General features: G+C 72.6%; 20 protein-coding genes. 13 read left to right on the top strand and 7 right to left on the bottom strand.

The features are described 5' to 3' along the window. Window positions 1-31: 31 nt before the first annotated feature. From FGE12_RS07920 to FGE12_RS07940, 5 genes are read left to right on the top strand one after another with little or no spacing between them, the layout of a single operon-like run. Window positions 32-1,948, top strand: a complete 1,917-nt coding sequence (locus tag FGE12_RS07920; protein ID WP_153865784.1) for an SPFH domain-containing protein — start codon at window positions 32-34, stop codon at window positions 1,946-1,948. Next, window positions 1,949-2,737: a hypothetical protein gene (locus FGE12_RS07925; RefSeq protein ID WP_153865785.1), complete on the top strand. Its 789-nt coding sequence runs from the start codon at window positions 1,949-1,951 to the stop codon at window positions 2,735-2,737. After that, window positions 2,734-3,210 (top strand): hypothetical protein, encoded by a 477-nt coding sequence (locus tag FGE12_RS07930; protein WP_153865786.1) that lies wholly within the window; start codon window positions 2,734-2,736, stop codon window positions 3,208-3,210. The genes FGE12_RS07925 and FGE12_RS07930 overlap by 4 nt, the downstream gene beginning before the upstream one ends. Window positions 3,211-3,264: 54 nt before the next feature. Further along, window positions 3,265-3,816, top strand: a complete 552-nt coding sequence (locus FGE12_RS07935; RefSeq protein WP_194797689.1) for a hypothetical protein — start codon at window positions 3,265-3,267, stop codon at window positions 3,814-3,816. After that, a complete protein-coding gene (locus tag FGE12_RS07940) occupies window positions 3,813-4,190 on the top strand; it encodes a hypothetical protein (RefSeq protein WP_153865787.1) in 378 nt (125 codons plus the stop codon). Before FGE12_RS07935 ends, FGE12_RS07940 begins: the two co-directional genes overlap by 4 nt. A 61-nt stretch (window positions 4,191-4,251) precedes the next feature. On the opposite strand, the gene gor is transcribed toward FGE12_RS07940, so the two are convergent. Together gor and glk are read right to left on the bottom strand one after the other, a co-directional pair. Continuing rightward, entirely contained in the window at window positions 4,252-5,664 is a 1,413-nt protein-coding gene (gene gor, locus FGE12_RS07945) for a glutathione-disulfide reductase (RefSeq protein ID WP_194797690.1), read from the bottom strand. A 14-nt stretch (window positions 5,665-5,678) separates the two neighbouring features. Further along, a complete protein-coding gene (glk, locus tag FGE12_RS07950; protein ID WP_153865789.1) occupies window positions 5,679-6,668 on the bottom strand; it encodes a glucokinase in 990 nt (329 codons plus the stop codon). Window positions 6,669-6,860: 192 nt separating this feature from the next. Here glk and FGE12_RS07955 point away from each other — a divergent pair, with 192 nt between their 5' ends. The 3 genes from FGE12_RS07955 (at window position 6,861) to FGE12_RS07965 (ending at window position 9,875) form a co-directional block, all read left to right on the top strand. Continuing rightward, window positions 6,861-7,460 (top strand): histidine phosphatase family protein, encoded by a 600-nt coding sequence (locus FGE12_RS07955; RefSeq protein ID WP_153865790.1) that lies wholly within the window; start codon window positions 6,861-6,863, stop codon window positions 7,458-7,460. A gap of 175 nt (window positions 7,461-7,635) precedes the next feature. Continuing rightward, window positions 7,636-8,364: a hypothetical protein gene (locus FGE12_RS07960; protein WP_194797691.1), complete on the top strand. Its 729-nt coding sequence runs from the start codon at window positions 7,636-7,638 to the stop codon at window positions 8,362-8,364. Beyond that, complete coding sequence (locus FGE12_RS07965) at window positions 8,361-9,875, top strand: alkaline phosphatase family protein (RefSeq protein WP_370458909.1); 1,515 nt, start codon at window positions 8,361-8,363, stop codon at window positions 9,873-9,875. The genes FGE12_RS07960 and FGE12_RS07965 overlap by 4 nt, the downstream gene beginning before the upstream one ends. 5 nt (window positions 9,876-9,880) lie before the next feature. Here the strand turns inward: FGE12_RS07965 and FGE12_RS07970 are convergent, their stop codons facing one another. After that, on the bottom strand, window positions 9,881-10,615 hold the full coding sequence (locus tag FGE12_RS07970; RefSeq protein WP_153865792.1) for an anti-sigma factor: 735 nt from the start codon (window positions 10,613-10,615) through the stop codon (window positions 9,881-9,883). After that, a complete protein-coding gene (locus FGE12_RS07975; protein WP_153865793.1) occupies window positions 10,612-11,244 on the bottom strand; it encodes an RNA polymerase sigma factor in 633 nt (210 codons plus the stop codon). Before FGE12_RS07975 ends, FGE12_RS07970 begins: the two co-directional genes overlap by 4 nt. 191 nt (window positions 11,245-11,435) lie before the next feature. Between FGE12_RS07975 and FGE12_RS07980 the strand changes: the two genes are divergently transcribed. The 4 genes from FGE12_RS07980 (at window position 11,436) to FGE12_RS07995 (ending at window position 15,544) form a co-directional block, all read left to right on the top strand. After that, window positions 11,436-12,620: a hypothetical protein gene (locus FGE12_RS07980; RefSeq protein ID WP_370458910.1), complete on the top strand. Its 1,185-nt coding sequence runs from the start codon at window positions 11,436-11,438 to the stop codon at window positions 12,618-12,620. Beyond that, complete coding sequence (locus FGE12_RS07985) at window positions 12,620-13,333, top strand: hypothetical protein (RefSeq protein ID WP_153865795.1); 714 nt, start codon at window positions 12,620-12,622, stop codon at window positions 13,331-13,333. Before FGE12_RS07980 ends, FGE12_RS07985 begins: the two co-directional genes overlap by 1 nt. Continuing rightward, the gene (locus FGE12_RS07990) at window positions 13,330-14,352 is read left to right on the top strand and encodes an Ig domain-containing protein (protein ID WP_153865796.1); all 1,023 of its coding nucleotides are present in this window, start codon (window positions 13,330-13,332) and stop codon (window positions 14,350-14,352) included. The genes FGE12_RS07985 and FGE12_RS07990 overlap by 4 nt, the downstream gene beginning before the upstream one ends. Window positions 14,353-14,983: 631 nt before the next feature. Next, window positions 14,984-15,544 carry a dihydrofolate reductase family protein gene (locus FGE12_RS07995; protein ID WP_153865797.1) on the top strand — a complete coding sequence of 187 codons (561 nt, stop codon included), beginning with the start codon at window positions 14,984-14,986 and terminating at the stop codon, window positions 15,542-15,544. 11 nt (window positions 15,545-15,555) lie between these two features. Here the strand turns inward: FGE12_RS07995 and FGE12_RS08000 are convergent, their stop codons facing one another. Beyond that, window positions 15,556-16,674, bottom strand: coding sequence for a hypothetical protein (locus FGE12_RS08000; protein ID WP_153865798.1), 1,119 nt, complete (start codon window positions 16,672-16,674; stop codon window positions 15,556-15,558). 204 nt (window positions 16,675-16,878) lie between these two features. On the opposite strand from FGE12_RS08000, the gene FGE12_RS08005 reads away from it, so the two are divergent. Further along, a complete protein-coding gene (locus tag FGE12_RS08005; RefSeq protein WP_370458911.1) occupies window positions 16,879-17,436 on the top strand; it encodes a DsbA family protein in 558 nt (185 codons plus the stop codon). 25 nt (window positions 17,437-17,461) lie between these two features. On the opposite strand, the gene FGE12_RS08010 is transcribed toward FGE12_RS08005, so the two are convergent. Beyond that, window positions 17,462-18,574, bottom strand: coding sequence for an MBL fold metallo-hydrolase (locus FGE12_RS08010; protein WP_153865800.1), 1,113 nt, complete (start codon window positions 18,572-18,574; stop codon window positions 17,462-17,464). Then, window positions 18,574-19,110 (bottom strand): TetR/AcrR family transcriptional regulator, encoded by a 537-nt coding sequence (locus tag FGE12_RS08015; protein WP_153865801.1) that lies wholly within the window; start codon window positions 19,108-19,110, stop codon window positions 18,574-18,576. Before FGE12_RS08015 ends, FGE12_RS08010 begins: the two co-directional genes overlap by 1 nt. Between the last annotated feature and the right edge of the window lie 83 nt (window positions 19,111-19,193).

The raw sequence follows: 19,193 nt of genomic DNA on the forward strand, positions 1-19,193 counted from the left end.
GATCCTCGCGGCGCGCTGCAGAAGGAACTCCATGGAACCCATCGTGCTGTTCGGCTTGCTGGCGTTGCTCGTGCTCCTGGTCGTGGCAGTGATGACGCTCAGCGGGCTGCAGGTCATCGGCGAGGACGAGAGCGGCCTGGTCATCCGCAAGTTCGGCGCGGCGCTGCCGCCGGGCCACATCGTCGCGCTCAACGGTGAGGCGGGCTACCAGGCGGAGATGCTGCCGCCGGGGTGGCACTTCGGCTACCCGTGGTTCCGCTTCAAGGTGGTGAAGGTGCCGGTGGTGCGCGTGCGCCCGGGCCACATCGCGCTCGTGGTGGCCAACGGCGGCGCCAACATCCCGCCCGAGCGGATCCTCGGCCGCGAGGTGGCGTGCGACAAGTTCCAGGACGCGCGCCGCTTCCTGACCGGCGGCGGTGAGAAGGGCCGCCAGCTCGGCTTCCTCACCGCCGGTACCTACCGCATCAACCCCGCCCTCTTCACCGTCATCACCCCGGAGAACGCGAAGAACTTCGAGCTCGGCCCGCGCGCGCTCGAGGTGTTCAAGGTGGAGGCGGACAAGGTCGGCATCGTGACCACCATGGACGGCAAGCCCATCCCCGCGGGTGACCTCGCGGGCGCCCCCGTGGAGGGCCACGACTCCTTCCAGAGCGCCCAGCGCTTCCTGGACGCCGGCGGCTGCCGCGGCCTGCAGGAGCAGGTGCTGCTCTCCGGCGCGTGGAACCTGAACCCGTGGTTCGCGCACGTGGAGCAGATCCCGATGACCGAGGTGCCCATCGGCTACGTGGGCGTGGTGGTGAGCTACGTGGGCCAGGAGCACGTGGACGTCTCGGGTGACGACTTCACCCACGGCGACCTGGTGGAGCGCGGCCGCAAGGGCGTGTGGATCGAGCCCCTGCTGCCCGGCAAGCACCCGCTCAACACCCGGGTGATGAAGGTGGAGCTCGTGCCGACGACCAACATCGTCCTCAACTGGGCCCAGCGCACCGAGCAGCACAAGTACGACGAGAAGCTCAGCCCCATCACCGTGCGCTCGCGCGACGGCTTCAGCTTCACGCTGGACGTCTCGCAGATCATCCACATCGGCATGCGCCAGGCCCCGCGCGTCATCTCGCGCGTGGGCTCGATGCAGAACCTGGTGGACCACGTGCTGCAGCCCACCGTGGCCAACTACTTCCGCAACAGCGCGCAGCAGGTGACGGTGCTCGAGTTCCTCTCCGCCCGCACGGAGCGCCAGCGCGAGGCGTACGAGGCCATCCGCGGCGCCCTCAGCGCCTACGACGTCGAGTGCATCGACACCCTCATCGGTGACATCCAGCCTCCCGCGGAGCTGATGAAGACCCAGACGGACCGCAAGATCGCCGAGGAGCTGCAGCGCACGTACGAAGTCCAGCGGGAGGCCCAGATGCGGCGCCGCGAGCTGGAGCGCGAGACCAGCGTCGCGAACATGCAGGGCGAGGTGGTGCGCAGCGAGCAGATGGTGAGCATCAGCGCCAAGAACGCGCTCGCTGCGGCCGAGACGGCGAAGGGTGAGGCCGCCCGCACGCGCCTGCACGCCGAGGCCGAGGCGGATGCGATGCGCCAGCGCGCCGACGCCGAGGCCCATGCCCTGCGCCAGCGCGCCGAGGCCGAGGCCGCGGGCCAGCGCCTGCACGGCAGCGCCGAGGCGGAGGCCACCCGCCTGCTGGGTGACGCCAAGGCCGAGGCGTACCGCACCGGTGTGGCGGCCCTGGGTGGCCAGGCCTTCACCGCGGTGCAGCTCGCCACCGTGCTCGCCCAGCACGGCGTGAAGCTGGTGCCCGACATCGCGCTCGCGGGCGGCGAGGGGGGCGCGAGCGCGCAGCCGCTGCTCGGCGCGCTGGTGGCGAAGATGCTGCAGAACGGGGGCACGCCCAACGTGCTGCAGCGCCCCGCCGCTGAGCTCTCGCCCAAGCGCGAGGAGGCGTAGTTGAGCGCGAGCGCCGCAGTGCTGCAGGCCCTGAAGAGGCTGCCCCGGGGGGCGGGGCCCGCGGCGCTGCGCGCGCTCGCGCCGCTGTTCGAGGAGGCCCTGGCGGAGACGGTGTCCGCCCGGGTGGAGCTGCACGAGGAGCTGGTGCGGGTGCTTGGCGCGGTGATGGCCGAGCGCACGCCCGCGACGCTGGAGGAGGCGGCGGGGGTGGCCACGGGGGTGGCGCCCGAGGTGCTGGAGGCCGAGCTGCTGCAGCTGCGCGCGGCGCAGGAGGGGCTGCGGGCAGCAGAAGGGGTGGAGCAGGTGCGGGCGCTGGAGGAGGCGGAGGCGGTGCTCGCCACGACGGGCGCTGCCGCCCATACCCGCGCGCAGCTCGCACTGGCAGCTCAGGAGGTGCGGGAGCGGCTCGCGCGGGCGCTCTCGCGCGAGCACGCGCCGGTGATGGTGACGGCGGAGGAGGCGCTCGCGGTGGCGCGCTGGCGGCTCGGGGTGGGGCCGGCTCCGCGCGGAGCGGCACTGCTGGAACTCGCGCGGGAGGTGGAGGGGCTGTGCGCGCGAGGGCCGGCAGTGGGAGAGGAGCGGGAGAGGCTGCGCGCGCTGGCCCGGCGCGCAGATGCGGAGCGGGAGCATCCCGGATGGCGCGCGCTCTTCGCGCGCATGCGTGACGTGCGGCCGAGGCTCGTGGGCGCTGTGCGACGGGTGCCGCTGTACGCGTCGCTGCAGCCGCCAGTGCGGGTACGGCCAGTGCAGTCCATGGAAGCGTTGTTCGACGAGGAGAAACGGTCGTGACCGAGACGCGGTTGAGCAGTGCGATGACGTACGTCACCAAGTTCGTCCTTCCCATCGTAGGGGTGGCTGCAGGAAGCATCTGGGTGTGGCTGCTGTGGTTTCATGAAGATGGCTGGCAGCTCAACCGCCCCAGCCTCGGTTTCCGCGCCCTCTTCACGGCCCTGATGCTGCTCAGTGTCTCGCTGAGCTGGGTGTTCACCCGCCAGCTGAAGGCGGTCTTCCTCGTCGAGGGCGGCCTGCGCGTGAGTGACTTCCGTGAAGAGGTGTTCATCCCCTTCGAGGACATCGCGGAGGTGCGCGAACGGAAGCTCTCGAAGCACCGCGACATCCGGCTCGTGCTGCGCCAGCCCTGCCGCTTTGGGTCCCGCATCCGCTTCATCCCCTACACCCAGCACTTCCTCCTCTTCGGCGACCACCCGGTGGCCACGCTGCTGCGCGAGCGCGCGGGGCTCGTGGCGCCCAGCGCGAGCTGAAGGCCGCGTCCCTTACGCTGGTCCTCTCTCACTCAACTATGGGATGAATCGGCCATGTACCGGGTTGATGATCGTGACGTCGTGGTTCCGCTGACGGATGCGCCCCAGTCCAACGTGGGTGCACCACTGCCGCACGTGCTCCAATCCGGCCACGGGTTCCTCCTCGCCTACTACATGCACGAGCGTGACCCGCACTGGGACGGGTCCTATGCGCGCATGGTCGATGCCGAGACGAACGAGGACCCCGTCGCGCTGGTCCAGTTCGACCTCGCGAGGGCCACCTACTTCGGCGCTCCGAACGACGAGGCCTTCGAGGGGCATCCGCTTGCCGCGCGCGGACTGCGACCCTACGGCGCATACGAGGTTCGTGATTCGTCCTGGATCCGCGCGCTGGAGCGGATGAACTCGGTGCACCGCGCGCACTCACCGAAGATGTTCGAAAACCTCCGCCACTTCATCTTCGCCTTCCACGACGAAGTCTTCGAGTGCGTCGCTCGTGGTGTCTCGTGGTCCATCCATCCGGGTCCGCTCAAGAGCCTCCTTCCGGAGATGCAGGCGAGGCTGCGCTCATGCCCTCGACCTTCCCATGCGCACCCGTCCGGGTGACGAGCAGCGACGAGGTATCCGCGTGGTGGGCCGCGCGCCGGCGGCACTACAACTTCGGCCTCGTCATCGCCGGACTCGCGGCCTTCGTGCTCTACGTGGCCGTCGTCATCGTCAAGATCGCGCCCGTGGATCCCGAGGCCGAGGTGACGCTGTTCACCACGGCCGCTCAGGGGATGGGTTACCTCTTGATGATGGGCATCGCGAACCTCTGCTACGGGCTGGGACCGCTGCTCGAGAGGCGCCTCGCTCCGGCGGATGTGCAGCGCTTTCGCCGCCGCGCGTATGCGCTGGGCTTCGGCTTCTCCGTCGCGCTGCCCTTCTGCATCCCGCTGCTGCTGTGCGTCCTGCCGGTGGTTCCCGCCGAGCCCATGTGACGCGGGCTGGAACGCTCTTCCCTCACCCTTTCCCTCTCCCAGAGGGAGAGGGGACGGATGCTCAGTGCGTGCCCTCGGTGCCCGAGGCCTGGCCGCGCTCGTCGGTGAGGCGCTCGTCGGGGTCCGGGCGGCGCTCGCGCATGGTGACGAACTCCTCGGCCGCCGTGGGGTGGACGCCGATGGTCTTGTCCAGCTGCTGCTTCGTCAGCCCGCAGCGCAGCGCCACCGCGAAGCCCTGGATGACCTCCGGCGCATCGGCCCCCACCATGTGGAAGCCGAGCACCTTCTGGCTCGCGCGCTCCACCACCAGCTTCATCAGCGCGCGCTCGTTGCGTCCCGAGAGCGTGTGCTTCAGGGGCCGGAAGGTGGAGACGTAGACGTCCACCTCGCCGCAGCGCGCGCGCGCCTCGCGCTCCGTGAAGCCCACGCACGCGAGCGGCGGCTGGCTGAATACCGCTGAAGGCACCATCGTGTGATCCGTGGGCGTGGGCTGCTTGCGGAACAGCGTGTCCGCCAGCGCCCGCCCCTCGGCAATGGCCACCGGCGTGAGGTTGAGCCGGTCCGTCACGTCCCCCACCGCGTAGATGCTCGGCACCGAGGTGCGCGACCACTCGTCCACGCACACCGCCCCGCGCGCATCCAGCTTCACCCCCACCTCCGCGAGCCCCAGGTCCTGCGTCTTGGGCACCCGCCCCGTCGCGCACAGCACGTGGTCCGCCTCGAGCACGTCTCCGCCGCGCACCATCACGCTCACGCCGTCGCCGCGCTTCTCGATGTCGCGCACGCCGGTGTCCACGTGCAGGTCGATGCCCCGCTTGCGCAGCTCGCCCGTGAGGAAGGCGCGCAGGTCCTCGTCGAAGCCCGTGAGCACCGTGGGGCCGCGAAGGATGAGCGACACCTTCGTCCCCAGCCCCTGGAACACCCCCGCGAGCTCCACGCCGATGTAGCCGCCCCCCACGATGACGAGCCGGCGCGGCAGCGCCGGGAGGCTCAGCGCCTCGTCCGAGGTGATGGCGTGCTCGATGCCCGGCACCTCGGGCAGGAAGGGCCGGGAGCCGGTGGCCACCAGGATGTTCTCCGCGGTGTAGCGCTGTCCCTCCACCTCCACGGTGTGCGCGTCCACCACCCGTCCCCGCCCCTTCACCACCGTCACGCCCGCGTCGCGCACCAACCGGCCGTACACATCCTCCAGCCGGTGCAGCTCCTGCTTCTTTGCCGCCTGCAGCGCCGCCCAGTCGAAGGTGGGCGCGTCCACGCGCCAGCCGAAGCCCGCCGCGTCTTCGAAGTCGTGGTGGAAGTGCGAGGCGTAGACCAGCAGCTTCTTCGGGATGCAGCCGCGGTGCACGCAGGTGCCGCCCAGCTCCTGTACCTCGCACAGGGCCACCCGCGCGCCTGCGGCCCCCGCCCTGCGGCTCGCCGCGACGCCGCCCGAGCCGCCGCCGAGGGTGAAGAGGTCGAAGTCGTAGGCCGCCACGGTTGCCTCCCCTTTCAGCGCGTGTCGCCCGAGAGCCCTGCGCTCGCCACCCCGAGCAGCGCCGCGCGCGGGTGCAGGATGACGTGCACCGGGAGCCGGTGCATGAAGGCCTTGAAGCGCCCCTTGTCACAGAAGGTCCGCAGGAAGCGTCCGTCCTGCAGCATCGACTGCAGGTGCAGCGACATCCCGCCGCCCAGGTACACCCCACCCGTGGCGAGCGCGGTGAGGGCGAGGTTGCCCGCGACCGCGCCCAGGATGTCCACCATCAGCTCCAGCGCCCGGCGGCTCAGGGGGTCCGGCGTGCTGTCCATCCCCGCCTGCACGATGAGCGGCGTGCGGTCCTCCACGTCCGCGAGCAGGCGCGCGAGCTGCGGGCTCTCGCGCGCCTCGCCGCGCTCGCGCAGGAAGGTGTAGAGGTCCGGCACCGCCATGCCCGAGCACACCCGCTCGTAGCTCACGTGCCCGTGGCGCGCCTCCATCCACGCGAGCAGCTCGCGCTGGAGCGCGCCCTGGGCGCCGAAGTCGGTGTGCCCGCCCTCCGAGGGGTGCGCGTGGTAGCGGTGCCCGTCCCACGTGAGGTAGGCCTGCCCCAGCCCCGTGCCGGGCGCGACCACCGCGATGGCGCCCCCGGGCACCGGCGCCCCCGCGTTCACCGGGGCCAGGTCCGTGGGGCGCAGCAGCGGCACCGCGCGAGCCACCGCCGCCAGGTCGTTCATCAGCCGCACCGAGCGCAGCCCCAGCGCGGAGGCCAGCTGCTCCTCGTCCAGCACCCAGGGCAGGTTCGTCACGTTCGCCCGCCCGCTCACCACGGGGCCGGGCACCGCGAACACCGCCCGGGTCACGGGCTGCTGCGCCTGGGCGAGGAAGGCCTGCACCAGCGCCTCGAGGCTCGCGTAGTCGCCGCTGGGCAGGCGCGCCTCGGCGAGCGCCGCGTGCGGGCCGGACTCCTCGGCGAAGACCGCGAGGTCGGTCTTCGTTCCGCCAATGTCTGCGACCAGCAGCATCCAGGGGGCTCTCTTTCAGGTGCCGCGCGGGCGGCGCCCGTGCCCTCGATGTAGTGAGCCGGTGCCCCGCTGACGAGCCCTCGGGCAGGCGCATGACCGGCAGAGGACGCCTGCTCGCAGCCCCCGCAGGCGCCGCCCGTCCCCGGCCCCATCCTGCCCCCGCCCCGGCCCCGGGCAGGGCATGCTGGGGCCATGGCCACCGCCCACCGCCCACCGCAGGTCGTGCTCGTCCGCCACGGGGAGACCGAGTGGAGCCGCACGCTGCAGCACACCGGCCTCACCGACCTCCCCCTGCTGGAGGAGGGCCGGCGCATGGGGCGCGCGCTCGCGGGGCCCCTGGGAGCGTGGCGCTTCGCGGCGGTGTGGACCAGCCCCCTGCGCCGCGCCGAGGAGACCTGCGCGCTCGCGGGCTACGGGGACGTGGCGCACACGCGCGCGGGGCTGCGCGAGTGGGATTACGGCGCCTACGAGGGGCGCACGGGGGCGCAGATCCGCGCCGAGCGCCCGGGCTGGAACCTCTGGGAGCACGGGGTGCCGGAGGGCGAGACGCTCGCCCAGGTGGCGGCGCGCGCGGACGCGGTCATCGCCGAGGCGCGCGCACTGCAGGGCGACGTGCTGCTCTTCAGCCACGGGCACCTGCTGCGCGTGCTCGCGGTGCGCTGGCTGGGGCTGCCACCTGCCTGCGGAGGCCTGCTCGCGCTGGGCACCGCCTCCATCAGCGTGCTCGCGTGGGATGCGTCCGGGGAGCGCCCCGTGCTCGAGCGCTGGAACGACACCACCCACTGGCGGTGAGGGAAGGTGCTCCCCTCCTGCGCCCCATCGCACCCACACACGCACTCCCTTTGCCAACGGACCGAACCCGCGCTTGAGTGCGCGCCCCGTGCGTCACGCTCTCCTGTCCCTGCTTCTCCTCGCCGCCGGCAGCGCCTCCGCGCAGGCCGACGCGCCTGAGCCTTCCACGGCGCCCGTGTCTCACGACGCGCCCGCGTCGCCCGGGGCGCCCGCGTCGCCGGGGGCTCCCGCGTCGCCGGGGGCTCCCGCGTCGCCGGGGGCTCCCGCCTCGATCGTCACCCCGCTCTACCCGCTCTGGGAGGGCACGGGCCGGGTGCTCGCGCACCGGCAGGTGCTGCTGGGCAGCTCCAACCTGGACATCGGCCTCCTGGACCGCGCGCAGGTGGGCGTGCACCCGGTGTCCTTCCTCTTCCGCACGCCCAACGTGCACGCGAAGCTGAAGCTGCTGGAGCGCGGGCCGCTGCAGGTGGCGGCGCAGGCGGAGCTCGTGGTGTTCCTGCCGGGCGCGAGCGAGGCCTTCGTCTCGAGCAACTACGTCTCGCGCCTGGACAACACCGGCCTCACGGTGACGGTGGTGCCGGTGAGCGCGGCGGCGTCCTACGCGGTGACGCCGTGGCTGAACCTGCACGCGCAAGCGACGCTTGCGGGCATCTTCGACAACGGGCCGCTGAAGGAGCGCGCGGTGCCGGGGCTCACGCTGGTGGCGGAGGCGCTCGCGCTCGAGCACCACTCGCTCTTCGCGCACCTGGGCGAGGTGGGCTTCTGGGACCACGACCAGGCGACGGTGGGGCTCAGCTACCGCTACCACCGGGCCTGGTTCGAGCTGCGCGCGGGCTACGTGTACCGCTTCATGAAGGACGGCACGCAGGGCAGCCCGCTTGTCTCGGTCGGAGCCTTCCTGTGAGGGCGCCCCTCGCCGCGCTGCTGCTGCTGCTCGCGCTGCCCTCCTGCGACTGGGAGCACTACGCGCTGATGAACAGCGTGCCGGTCGAGGGAGACCCCTCGCAGAACCCCGTGGTGCACGTGTACCTGGGGCTGGACGGCCTGAGCCACCAGGAGGTGGAGCAGGCGCGCGCGCTGGGCGCCTTCGCGGGGCCGGGCTGGAGCCTCGCCCGCCTCATCCCGATGTTCCCTGCCACCAGCGACGCGAGCTGGACGCGCATGCTGCACGCGCCGCGCTTCAGCGGCTACGAGTTCGGCTACTACGACCCGACGAAGGACAAGGTCTACAACAAGGCCGTGGGCGGGCTGCTGGTGCACCTGGTGCCGCCGCTGGAGGGGCTGCCCTTCGACCTGCCCGGCTACGTGCAGGCGCCCGCCTACTACCGGGCCTTCGACTACCACGCGAGCGCTTACCTCGATGCGCTGTGGAGCTACGACAAGCCGCTGATGAGCTACTACAACGCGCTGGACAACCTCTTCGCCGCGCTCGCCGGGCACGCGGAGACGCAGTCCACCTTCGCGGGGTACGTGCTCGAGGCGGACGTCATCGGGCACCTGCTCTCCGACCGCGAGGTGGCGCAGTCGCTGCTCGTGCTCAGCGACCGCATCGAGGACTTCAAGCGCCGCCACCCCGAGCGCACCTTCGTCTTCACGCTCTACGGCGACCACGGCATGGACGGCGTGAAGAAGCCGCCCGAGGCGGTGGTGGACCTGCGCGACCAGCTGCGCGCGGCGGGCGTCGCCACCGTGGGCTCGCTCGAGGAGGCGGACAAGGTGGGCGGCCCCGCGGCCATCGCCATCCTGCACACGCGCACCACCTACGTGGCGCTGCACGCGCGGCCCCAGTGGGTGGAGGAGGTGGCGTCGCGCGCCTCCACCTGCCCGGCCGCGGACCTCGTCTTCGCGCGCACGCAGCCGCATCCCGCTGCGCCCCCGGGGCTGGTGTGGACGGGCGCGTGGCGCGAGGGGAGGCAGGTGGCGCGCTACGGCTACGACGCCGCGACGGACCGCTACTGGCTGCCCGCGGACGTGGACTGGGCGGCGCTGGACCTGCCGGTGGCCTTCGCGCCGGGCGAGGACCACGCGTCCCTCACCGACGAGGCGCTCTTCGCGCTCGCTGCCGAGCGCACCTACCCGGACTTCTTCTTCCGCGCGCGCACCGCCTTCGAGCCGGTGAGCGTGAAGTGGCCCGCGGACGTCGTCGTGTCCTTCCGCCACCCCTACATGTCCGTGGGCTACCGGGTGCCGGTGGGCGGCGGCAACGACATCGGCACCGAGGGGAGCCACGGCGCGATGGACCGACTGGGCAGCACCGGCGCCGTCCTCACCGAGGAGCGCACCCTGCCCTCCACCGTGCGCTCGGACAACCTGCTCGAGCTCTTCCCCCTGCTCGCGGAGCACGCCGAGGCGAACGGCGTGGAGCTGCAGCCGGGCGCGGTGGGCGCGGAGCTGGACTACGCGCAGCTGCCCTGAGGGGGCTAGGGTTCGAGGGTGAAGCGGGTGTCCGCGCGCTCGCGACCGTCCGCGCCGACGAAGCGCGCGTGCACCTGCAGGGGCCCGGTGAGCCACTGCGCCGTCACCGGCGTGCTGAAGGACAGGGGCACGTCCGTGCCCGCGGGCACCTCGCGCTCCCCACCCTCCTGGGGGAAGAACTGCAGGGGCTCGGGGCTCTCGCCCACGATGCTCAGGCGCGCCGCCTCGGGCGCCGTGTAACTCAGTTGCAAGGAGTTCCCCACCGCGCAGCGCAGCGTGCCTCCGGGCGCGGCCTCCGCGAGCACCTGGCCCTGCGGCGAGACGCAGAAGGCGCGCACGCCCCAGGTGCTCACCGCGGCGCCCCCGCGCGCACCCCACTCGGAGCGCTGCTGCAGCCGCGGCAGCACGACGAACATCGCGAGCCCCGCGCACGCGACCACCGGCACCGCGACGCGCAGCCAGGTGGGCATGCGCCAGGGCGCGCGCGCCGGCGCCGGCTGCGGGCGCGGCTGCTGCTGGGCGAGGCGCTGCATCAGGGCGTGCTCGAGCCCGGCCTCCCGCGCGCGCGGCAGGGCGCGGCGCTCCAGCACCTGCTCCACGCGGCCCTGCGCGTCGTAGCGGGCGCGGCACTCGGCGCACGCGGCCACGTGCTCGCGCAGGCGCGCGTGGGCCCCGGGCTCGAGCGTGCCCAGGAACAGGGCCTCCAGCGCCTCGTGCGCCTGTGTGTCCTGACAGCTCATGAGCCCTCGGTTCTCCTCAGGAAGCTCCACCCGCGCGCCACCAGCCCCTTCAGGTAGCCGCGCCGCTGCAGGAAGTGCAGCAGCTCGCGCTTGAGCGCGAACTCGCGCCGGCGCACCTGGATGCGGGTGAGCCCCAGGCTCTCCGCCGCCCGCTCCTGCGGCAGCTCCTCCACGAACCTCAATGCGTACAGCCGCTGCTCCTCGCTCGGGCGCCCCTCGAGGAACTCGCGCAGGAGCCCCTCCACCTCCCGGTCCTCCACCGCCTGCGCGAGATCTCCCTCCGGCGGCGCGCCGCCGGAGGCCTCTTCCTCGGGACTGAGGCCCACGGCGAGCTCTCGCTCGCGCGAGCGCTCGAGCATCACGATGCGCGCGATCCCCATGAGGTACGCCCCGTACGGCCGCTCGCCGTCATAGGCGCTCCGCGCGCGCGGCTCGAAGGCCCGGCTGAACACCTCCAGCACCATGTTCTCCAGCTCCGAGGGAGCCCGCAGCCGCTCGAAGCCGCGCCCCTGGAAGGCCGCCGAGCGCAGGCTGCGCGCGAGCGGCTCCGCATGTGTGCGGAACACCTCCTCGAGCGCCGGCTGCTCGCCTGCTCGGAAGCGCTCCAGGAGGTGGCTGTCCCACGGCATTGCCCTCCACTTAACTCCGCTCTCCCCATCCCCGTCATCCCTTCCTTGTCGGAAGGGTGCGAGGGTGGATCGTCCCGCGCGGGCCGTGGCAGCATTGCGTCCGCTTGCGCCCCGTAACCTCTCCCCGACGCCTGCTCCCCGCGCTCGCTGTCCTGCTCCTGCTGGGCACCGCTGCCTCCGCCCAGGAGCGCGTGAGCTATGCGCTCATCGTGGCGAACAACGCGAGCCTCGACCCCGCGCGCCCCGCGCTGCGCTACGCGGACGACGACGGGGCGCGCTACTTCGAGCTCTTCGAGCCGCGCTCGCGCGAGGTGCTGCTGCTCAGCGTTCTCGACGACGAGACCCAGCGCCACCACCCGGGGCTCGCCGCGCGCACCCGACCGCCCACCCGCGCCGCGCTGAAGGAGGCGCTCGCGCACCTGCAGAGCCGCATGAAGGAGGACCGCGCGCAGGGCAAGAGCCCCGAGCTCTTCTTCGTCTTCACCGGCCACGGCCAGCGCGGCGCCGCAGGCGAGGGCAGCGTGAGCCTGCTGGACGGCCCCTTCACCCGCACGGACCTCTTCCAGCAGGTCATCGCCCCCAGCGCCGCGAGCTTCCTGCACCTCATCGTGGACGCGTGCGACTCGTACTACTTCGTCAACTCGCGCGGCGGCAGCCTCCCCGTCGGCCCCAGCCAGGCGGCGGCCGTGACGGCGCAGCTCGCGTCGCGAGACCTCGCGCGCTACCCGCAGGTGGGGGCGGTGCTCAGCACCACGCGCGAGCAGGAGAGCCACGAGTGGAGCGCGCTGCAGGCCGGCGTCTTCAGCCACCAGGTGCGCTCGGCGCTCGCGGGCGCGGCGGACGTGAACGGGGACGGCCGCGTGGAGTACTCGGAGCTGCGCGCCTTCCTCGCCGCCGCGAACCAGGGCGTGGAGGACGTGCGCGGCCGCGTGGACGTGTTCACCCAGGCGCCCGCGCTGGACCGCTCGGCGCCCCTCGCCGACCTGCGCCGCCCCTCCCGCGAGGCCTTCCTGCTCTTGCCCGCGGGCCTCGAGGGCCGGCTGTGGGTGGAGGATGCGCGCGGCGTGCGCCGCCTGGACGTGAACAAGGAGCGAGAGCGTCCCATGGCGCTCGCGCTGCCTCCCGGCGGGCCCTACTTCCTGCGCGGTGCGACGCGCGAGGCGCGCTTCAGCCTCGCCTCCGCGGGCAGCGTCGTGGACGCGCAGGCGCTCACCTGGAGCGAGACCGCGCTCGCCGCGCGCGGCCCCGTGCAGGAGGCCTTCCGCGAGCGCCTCTTCGCGGTCCCCTTCGGTCCGCGCTTCTACGCAGGCTTCATGGCTGGCCAGCCCGAGGCCCCGGTGAGCTTCGCCGAGCTCTCCCCTGACCTCTCTCCCTGATGCTGCTCCTGCCCCTGCTCGCGGCCACGCTCGCCGCCTCCGCCGCGCCCTGCCCGGGAGAGACGGTCGCCCTGCTGCCGCTGGAGCCGCTCGCCCTCTCGCGCGCCGAGGCCCGCGAGGCCGAGGAGGCCGTGCGTCGTGCGCTCGCCGCCACCCCGGGCATCTGCCTGCAGCCGCGCGCCCAGACGCTCGCGCGGCTCGGAGGCCAGGTGCCCCCGGCGTGCGAGGAGCGGGCGTGCGCGAGGCCGCAGCTGGAGGCGCTCGGGGCGCGCTGGCTCGTGCGCGGCACCGTGCTGGGGGTGGGCGGCAAGCAGGCCTCCTCGCTCGCGCTCGTGGGTGCACAGGGGCGGGTCGCGAGCCGCTCGGTGGCCCCCGCGGACCCGCAGCTCGGCGCGGAAGTGGCCGCGCTGTGGGGTGCGCGGGGCACGGCGCCCGTCGTGGTCCGCAAGAGGAGCCCCTGGCCCACGGTGACGCTCGCCGCGGGCGGTGCGGCGCTCGCGAGCGGCGTGGTGATGGGGCTGCTCGCCCACGGCAGCGAGCGCAAGGTCGAGCGCGCGGACCTCTGTGCGCAGGCGGGCGCGGACTACGGCACGTGCCTCGAGCGCGAGCTCGCGAGCGGCCAGCGCAAGGCCCGCACGGCGAACGTGCTGCTGGGCGCGGGCGCGCTGCTCACGGCAGGGGGTGGGCTGTGGCTCGCGTGGGAGCTGCCATGAGGGCGCTGCTGCTCCTGAGCGCGGGCCTGTTGGCTGCGTGCAGCTTCCAGCCGGACCTCTCGCGCTTCGCGGCCTGCGGCGAGGGCGACACCTGTGCGGCGGGCTTTCGCTGCCTCGCAGCCGAGCAGCGCTGCGTGCCCGAGTGCGTGGGCGAGGGCTGCGCCGCGCCCGGGCCGGACGGGGGTGCGCCGGATGGTGGCGAGGCGCTCGCGCTGGTCACGCCCGCCCTCCCGGCTGCGGTCGAGGACACGCCGTACTCGCAGACCCTCGAGGCCGATGGCGGGGTGGCGCCCTATAGCTTCCGTCCGATGGGCGTGCTGCCCGCGGGCCTCTCCCTCAGTGACGCGGGCGTGCTGTCCGGTACGCTCGCGGCCGACGCGGGAACCTACGCCGTGGCAGTGGAGGTGGCGGACGAGGCCCGGCCGCCCGCGACGGCGCACCGCGAGCTCTCCCTGGAGGTACGTCCCCGCCTGCGGCTCGCGGGCCCCGGCGAGCTGACGCAGGCGCGCGAAGGGCGGGCGTACACGGAGCAGCTCTCGAGCACGGGCGGCGACGGACGCTTCCACTATGCGCTCGCGGCCGGCAGCCTCCCCGCGGGGCTGACCCTTGCCGACGACGGCCCGATCACGGGCACCGCGGGCAACTCCGCCGAGGGCACCTACGCCTTCACCGTGCGCGTCAACGACGAGGCCGTGCCACCGCAGAGCGTCCAGCGCGCGCTCGAGCTGACGGTCGCGGCGTCGGGGCTCACGGGGCCTTCGCTCGGCATCACCACGCGCTCGGTACCGGAGGCACGCGTCGGGACACCGTACCTCTACCAGCTGCGCTACGAGGGCGGCACCGGCAGCGTGACGTGGCGCTTCAGTGGCGGCGCCCTTCCGGACGGCATCACCTTCGACGTGGCGACGGGGGTGCTGTCGGGCACACCGACCCAGCGCGCCTCCCCGCAGTTCTTCGTCGAGGTGAGTGACGGTCTCGGGACGACGGACCAGCGCGGCTTCTCCCTCGTCGTCCGCTGAGTGGACCGGCGAGCGCCTCGGTCGAGCCGTGCAGAGCTCGGGCGTAACAGGCAGGTGGGAAGCCGGGACGGGACGGTTCCTGTCGCCCTCGCCCAGCGCGTCGGGGCGCCGCCCTGCGAGGCGCTCCGGGGAGGCGCCAGCGGGGGGTGTCGGGCCGAGTGCTGTGCGGTCCTAACTACAAACCTCGGGGGTTTTCAGAAGTCCCGAGGTTTGTCGGCGCTCTCAATCGGTGAACGCACCAACCTGCCCCCGTCCAACCCGCACGCGCGTGCTTTTCGGTGAAGCGAAGCACGGGCCCCTTGAGGCGCCTCGCCGTCCCTGCCGCAAGTGGGTCCTCACCGAGGCTCCCCGGAGCGCCGCGCGGGCCGGCGCCCGGGTGCGCTCGGCGCAGACGAGGCGCTTCCGTCCCATCCGGCTTTCGCTCCGAGCGCTGTGACGTGCCGGGCTCGACGGGGCACACGGACTTCACGCTCGACGTTCGCCGAGCGAGCAGCCGATGTCCCGTGCCGGCTCGGCTGCTCCACGCGATGGCTCCGCTGAGCGTGCGCAGGGGCTGTCGATCTTTCCCACGTGTGTTCGTCGCCTCAAGACCGGACTGGACACTCCGCCCCGCCATCCACAGGAGCATGTGATGCAACCCCTTCGGTACTCGATCAACGTCACCCTGGACGGGTGCTGCGCGCACGACACGATCATCCCGGACGAAGATCTGCATCACCACGCGGCCGAGGGCATCGCCCGGGCCGACTCCATGCTCCTGGGACGGGTGACCTACGAGATGATGGAGTCGGCGTGGCGAGCGCCGGCCCAGACGGGCGTGCGGCCCGACTGGATGGAGCCCTGGATGCTGCCCTTCGCGCGCACGATCGACGCGGTGAAGAAGTACGTCGTGTCGAGCTCCCTGGAGAGCGTGGACTGGAACGCGGAGCTCGTGCGTGGAGACCTCGCGCAGGCCGTCCAGCGGCTCAAGCAACAGCCGGGAAGGGGCATCGCCCTGGGCGGCGTGAAGCTCCCGCTCGCGCTGGCGGAACTGGGCTTGATCGACGAGTACGAGCTCATCGTGCATCCCAGGCTCGTGGGCCGTGGGCCGACCCTGTTCGCGGGAATCTCGCGACCGGTGGACCTGAAGCTCGTGAGCCGGCGCGAGCTCGCTTCCGGGGCGGTGGCGCTGCGCTATGAGCTGAAGCGCTAGCCAGACCGCGCTCAGGGATTGCGGTAGCAGGTGGTGTCCGCGCGCCAGTCCACGGGCGTGCCCGGCTCCACCACCTCGAAGTCCGTGACCTTCAGCGCGCTGAGCGAGCGGTTGTTCACGTTGAGCGAGGCCCACGTGTGCTGGGCGAAGCGGTCGCTCGCGAGCGTGAGCGGGAGGTTGCCGCCGTCAGAGAGGAACATGCCGTAGCGCTTGAGGGCGCGCGCGAGCACCCGGGCACCCTCGCTCGGCAGCTGCGCTTCCTCGTAGGAGGCCTTGAGCCGCAGGCGCACGCCGTACGGCGGCAGCGAGGCGCCGCCGCTCGTGGCGAAGGTGGAGTGCGTGGCAGGGGCCACGTAGATGCCGCGGCGGATGCGCTCGTTGGGGAGGATGAAGCGCAGCGCATGCCGGACCTCTCCCGCTGCGACCTCGTCCGCGGTCGCGAGCATCGCGGTGAGCGGGAAGCCCGCGCCGTCCGCCGAGGAGCAGCCCTTGCCGCGCAGCGTGTCGCCATACGCGCGGCTGAGGTCCCACACCGCCGTGCAGCCTCCGAGGAGGCGGCCGCCGCTCAGGTCCGCGCGCCACATCTCGTAGAGCCGGTGCGCTGCCGGGTCCACGACGAGCAGGTGGCAGTCCCCGTCGCTCGTGCACGCGTAGCCGCTCTCCCCTTCCAGCGCGCCACCGCTCGGCAGCGGCACCTGCACCTCGTCGCAGTCGGGACGGTAGAACTCGGCGAGGTCCGGGTCTCCGAGCTCCGCCTGCGCCCACGCGTCGTCCTTCGGCGTGAAGCTGCGGTGCGGCGTGCTCGCGTCCGCGCGCAGCACCACGGGGCTGAAGTCGGTGCGGAAGTCCCCCGTGCCCCACCCGCCCGCGGCCTGCAGGGCGTTGATGATCGTGTCCGACTGCGCCGCCTTCGCCACGGCGCTCACGTCGCGCGTCCAGGGCATCGGCTGCGTGAAGAGCGCCGACGAGGTTCCACCCGGTGAGGGCCCACCGTCCGGTGAGCCGCCGCCCACCACGCTCCCGTCGGGCCCGCCCTCCCCGGTGTCATCCGGAGGCGGCGTCGAGCTTCCGCCACTGCAGGCGGAGCCGAGGACGAGGAGCAACAGGACAAGGAGCGCACGGACGGACATGCGTCGGAGAAACACCCATCCGGCCTACCCGTGCAATCCGCAAAGGGACGGAGGGAGACCTGTCCCCGGAGGTGGCCCTCGTCCGCCTGCCCGCAGTGGGCTGCGCTCCGCACAGTGCTGCCCTAGCTTTGCAGCAAGCTCGAACGGAGGCGCACGATGCTGCAGGTGAAGTACTGGGACGACTTCCTCTGACCCTGGTGCTGGGTGGCGGCCGTGCGCCGTCGACAAGTGGAGCGCGAGTTCGCAGGACAGGTGCGCTTCGAGCGGCGGGTGTACCTGCTGCTGCCCGGTGAGGGGCAGCGCCCCGTCTACGACGACTACCTCATCCAGCACCGGCTCGCGGCGCGCTCGCGGGAGCCGTCACTCGGCTGGACCATCCCCGAGCCGGGCTTGCCCTACCCGAAGTCCAGCGTCCCGGCGCAGCTGCTCGCACTGCGGGTACAGCAGCGCACGCCGGAGCGCCTCGAGGCGCTGGAGGATGCGCTCTTTCGCGCGGTGTTCGTGGAGCTCGCGGACGTGGCCGCGCCCGAGGTGCTGCGCCGCTGCTGCACGCAGGCCGGCGTGGACACGTCCGAGGTGGAGGCCGCGCTGCAGGACCCCGCCCTGCGCGAGCAGGCCTTCGCCGAGCACGCGGAGTCCCAGGCGCACTTCATCCAGGGCATCCCGGCGCTGCTGCTGCCCGGGATGCGACCCATCACCGGCGCCGTCGACACCGAGGTCTACCGCCAGGCGCTGCGCTTCGCGCTCTCCGCCCGGCGATGAGCGTCGGAAGCCCGCAGAGGCACGCCTATCGGGCGCTGCGGGCCGACGCCGTGGCCGGGTCCGGCACGAGCTCGGCCAAGCGCTGAGACTCCTCCGCGGCCTTCCCCACCGCACGCCACCACGGCGTGGGACCGTCCAGCTGCGCGGGCTCGAAGGGCCGGCCCAGCAGCGGAGTGAGCACACGCGCGCGCTGCTGCTCGGCCAGCGCGAGCAGCTGCTCGGCAGGTTCGGCCCACGGGTGCAGGCCGAGGTCGAAGGTGCCCCAGTGCACGGGCAGCAGCGTGCCGCCGCCGAGCATCTCGAAGGCCTTCAGCGCGTTCTCCGGTCCCAGGTGGATGTCGCCCCACGCCGGGTGCCAGGCGCCGATCTCCAGCATCGTCACCTCGAAAGGGCCGAGGCGCTCGCGGATGGTCTTGAACTCCTCGGTGAGCCCGGTGTCCCCGCTGAAGAAGAGCTGGCGCTTCGCCGTCTTGAGCACCCAGCTGCTCCACAGCGTGCTGTTTCGGTCCCCGAGGCCGCGGCCCGAGAAGTGCTGCGCGGGGGTCGCGGTGAACGAGAGCCCGCCGCCGGGCAGCGTGTGCTCCTCCCACCAATCCAGCTCGGTGATGTTGCCGGGCTCCACGCCGAAACGCTCCAGGTGCGCGCCCACGCCGAGCGACGTCACGATGGGGACCCGCATGCGCGCGAGGGTGCGGATGCTCTCGCGGCACAGGTGGTCGAAGTGGTCGTGCGAGAGCAGCACCGCATCCAGCTTCGGCAGCTGCGCTAGCGTGGCGGGCACCTCGTGGAAGCGCTTGGGCCCCGCGAAGGTGAAGGGTGAGGCGCGCTCGCCGAAGACGGGGTCGGTGAGCACCCGCACCCCGTCCACCTCGATGAGCAGCGTGCTGTGCCCCAGCCAGGTGATGCGCAGGCCCGAGGAGGACACGGGCTTCGTCCACGCCTCGAGCGGGCTCTCCACGTGCAAGGGCCCGGGAGGCAGGCGGCTCTTTCCACCGAAGAAGAACTCCCCCATCACGGAGAGCGAGGAGCTGTCCTTCTTGAGACCCGGCCCCACGCCGGAGGTGTTGCGGAAGGTCCCATCGCGCCACTGCCGCGAGGCCTGTGAGCGCTCGCGGCGCAGTCCAGAGAGCGAAGCCATCAGACGAACCTCTCCACGAGCACCTGCAGCCGCCGGCGCAGCACCCGCGCCGAGGGCAAGTCCACTCCCAGTCCATCCACTGCCAGCATGAAGACCTCGCTGAGCTCCTTGGAGCCGAGCACCGCCTGCGTGTACTTGAGCCGCAGCCGCTCGTGCTTCGCCTCGACCTCCGGCAGCACCTTCGAGCAGGCCTCGTAGAACTCGGCGGCCATCGGCGCGCCCTCCAGCATCTCCCACGGCTCCATCAGCAGATGCTCGTACACCCCGAGGAGTTTCTCGCGCGGGCTGCCCCGCCCCGCGAGCACCTGCTCCACGCGCGGGTAGAGCGCCTCGAGCAGCTGCTCGTACACCGCGGTGAACACGTCCTCCTTGTTCTTGAACTTCCGGTAGATGAGTGGCCGCGAGATGCCCGCGCGCTTCGCGATGTCGTCCAGGGACGTCTTCGCGTAGCCGAACTGGAGGAAGCACTGGCGCGCCGCCTCGACGATCTCCCGGCGGCGCTCCGCGTCGCGCGCCTCGCTGGATCCATCTGCCATGCGGACACATTGACAGCCGATACCCATTTTGTCAACTTGTCCAGCCGGCGCCACCCGGGTTGCGCCAGGGGAGCGAGGCGCGC

Source organism: Aggregicoccus sp. 17bor-14, from assembly GCF_009659535.1.
Taxonomy (GTDB): Bacteria; Myxococcota; Myxococcia; order Myxococcales; family Myxococcaceae; genus Aggregicoccus.

Bases quoted from the DNA above. Each gene is read 5' to 3' on its own strand.
- FGE12_RS07920 (WP_153865784.1), top strand. From the start codon at position 32: ATGGAACCCATCGTGCTGTTCGGCTTGCTGGCGTTGCTCGTGCTCCTG.
- FGE12_RS07935 (WP_194797689.1), top strand. From the start codon at position 3,265: ATGTACCGGGTTGATGATCGTGACGTCGTGGTTCCGCTGACGGATGCG.
- glk (WP_153865789.1), bottom strand. From the start codon at position 6,668: ATGCTGCTGGTCGCAGACATTGGCGGAACGAAGACCGACCTCGCGGTC.
- FGE12_RS07955 (WP_153865790.1), top strand. From the start codon at position 6,861: ATGGCCACCGCCCACCGCCCACCGCAGGTCGTGCTCGTCCGCCACGGG.
- FGE12_RS07970 (WP_153865792.1), bottom strand. From the start codon at position 10,615: ATGAGCTGTCAGGACACACAGGCGCACGAGGCGCTGGAGGCCCTGTTC.
- FGE12_RS07975 (WP_153865793.1), bottom strand. From the start codon at position 11,244: ATGCCGTGGGACAGCCACCTCCTGGAGCGCTTCCGAGCAGGCGAGCAG.
- FGE12_RS07985 (WP_153865795.1), top strand. From the start codon at position 12,620: ATGCTGCTCCTGCCCCTGCTCGCGGCCACGCTCGCCGCCTCCGCCGCG.
- FGE12_RS07990 (WP_153865796.1), top strand. From the start codon at position 13,330: ATGAGGGCGCTGCTGCTCCTGAGCGCGGGCCTGTTGGCTGCGTGCAGC.
- FGE12_RS07995 (WP_153865797.1), top strand. From the start codon at position 14,984: ATGCAACCCCTTCGGTACTCGATCAACGTCACCCTGGACGGGTGCTGC.
- FGE12_RS08000 (WP_153865798.1), bottom strand. From the start codon at position 16,674: ATGTCCGTCCGTGCGCTCCTTGTCCTGTTGCTCCTCGTCCTCGGCTCC.
- FGE12_RS08010 (WP_153865800.1), bottom strand. From the start codon at position 18,574: ATGGCTTCGCTCTCTGGACTGCGCCGCGAGCGCTCACAGGCCTCGCGG.
- FGE12_RS08015 (WP_153865801.1), bottom strand. From the start codon at position 19,110: ATGGCAGATGGATCCAGCGAGGCGCGCGACGCGGAGCGCCGCCGGGAG.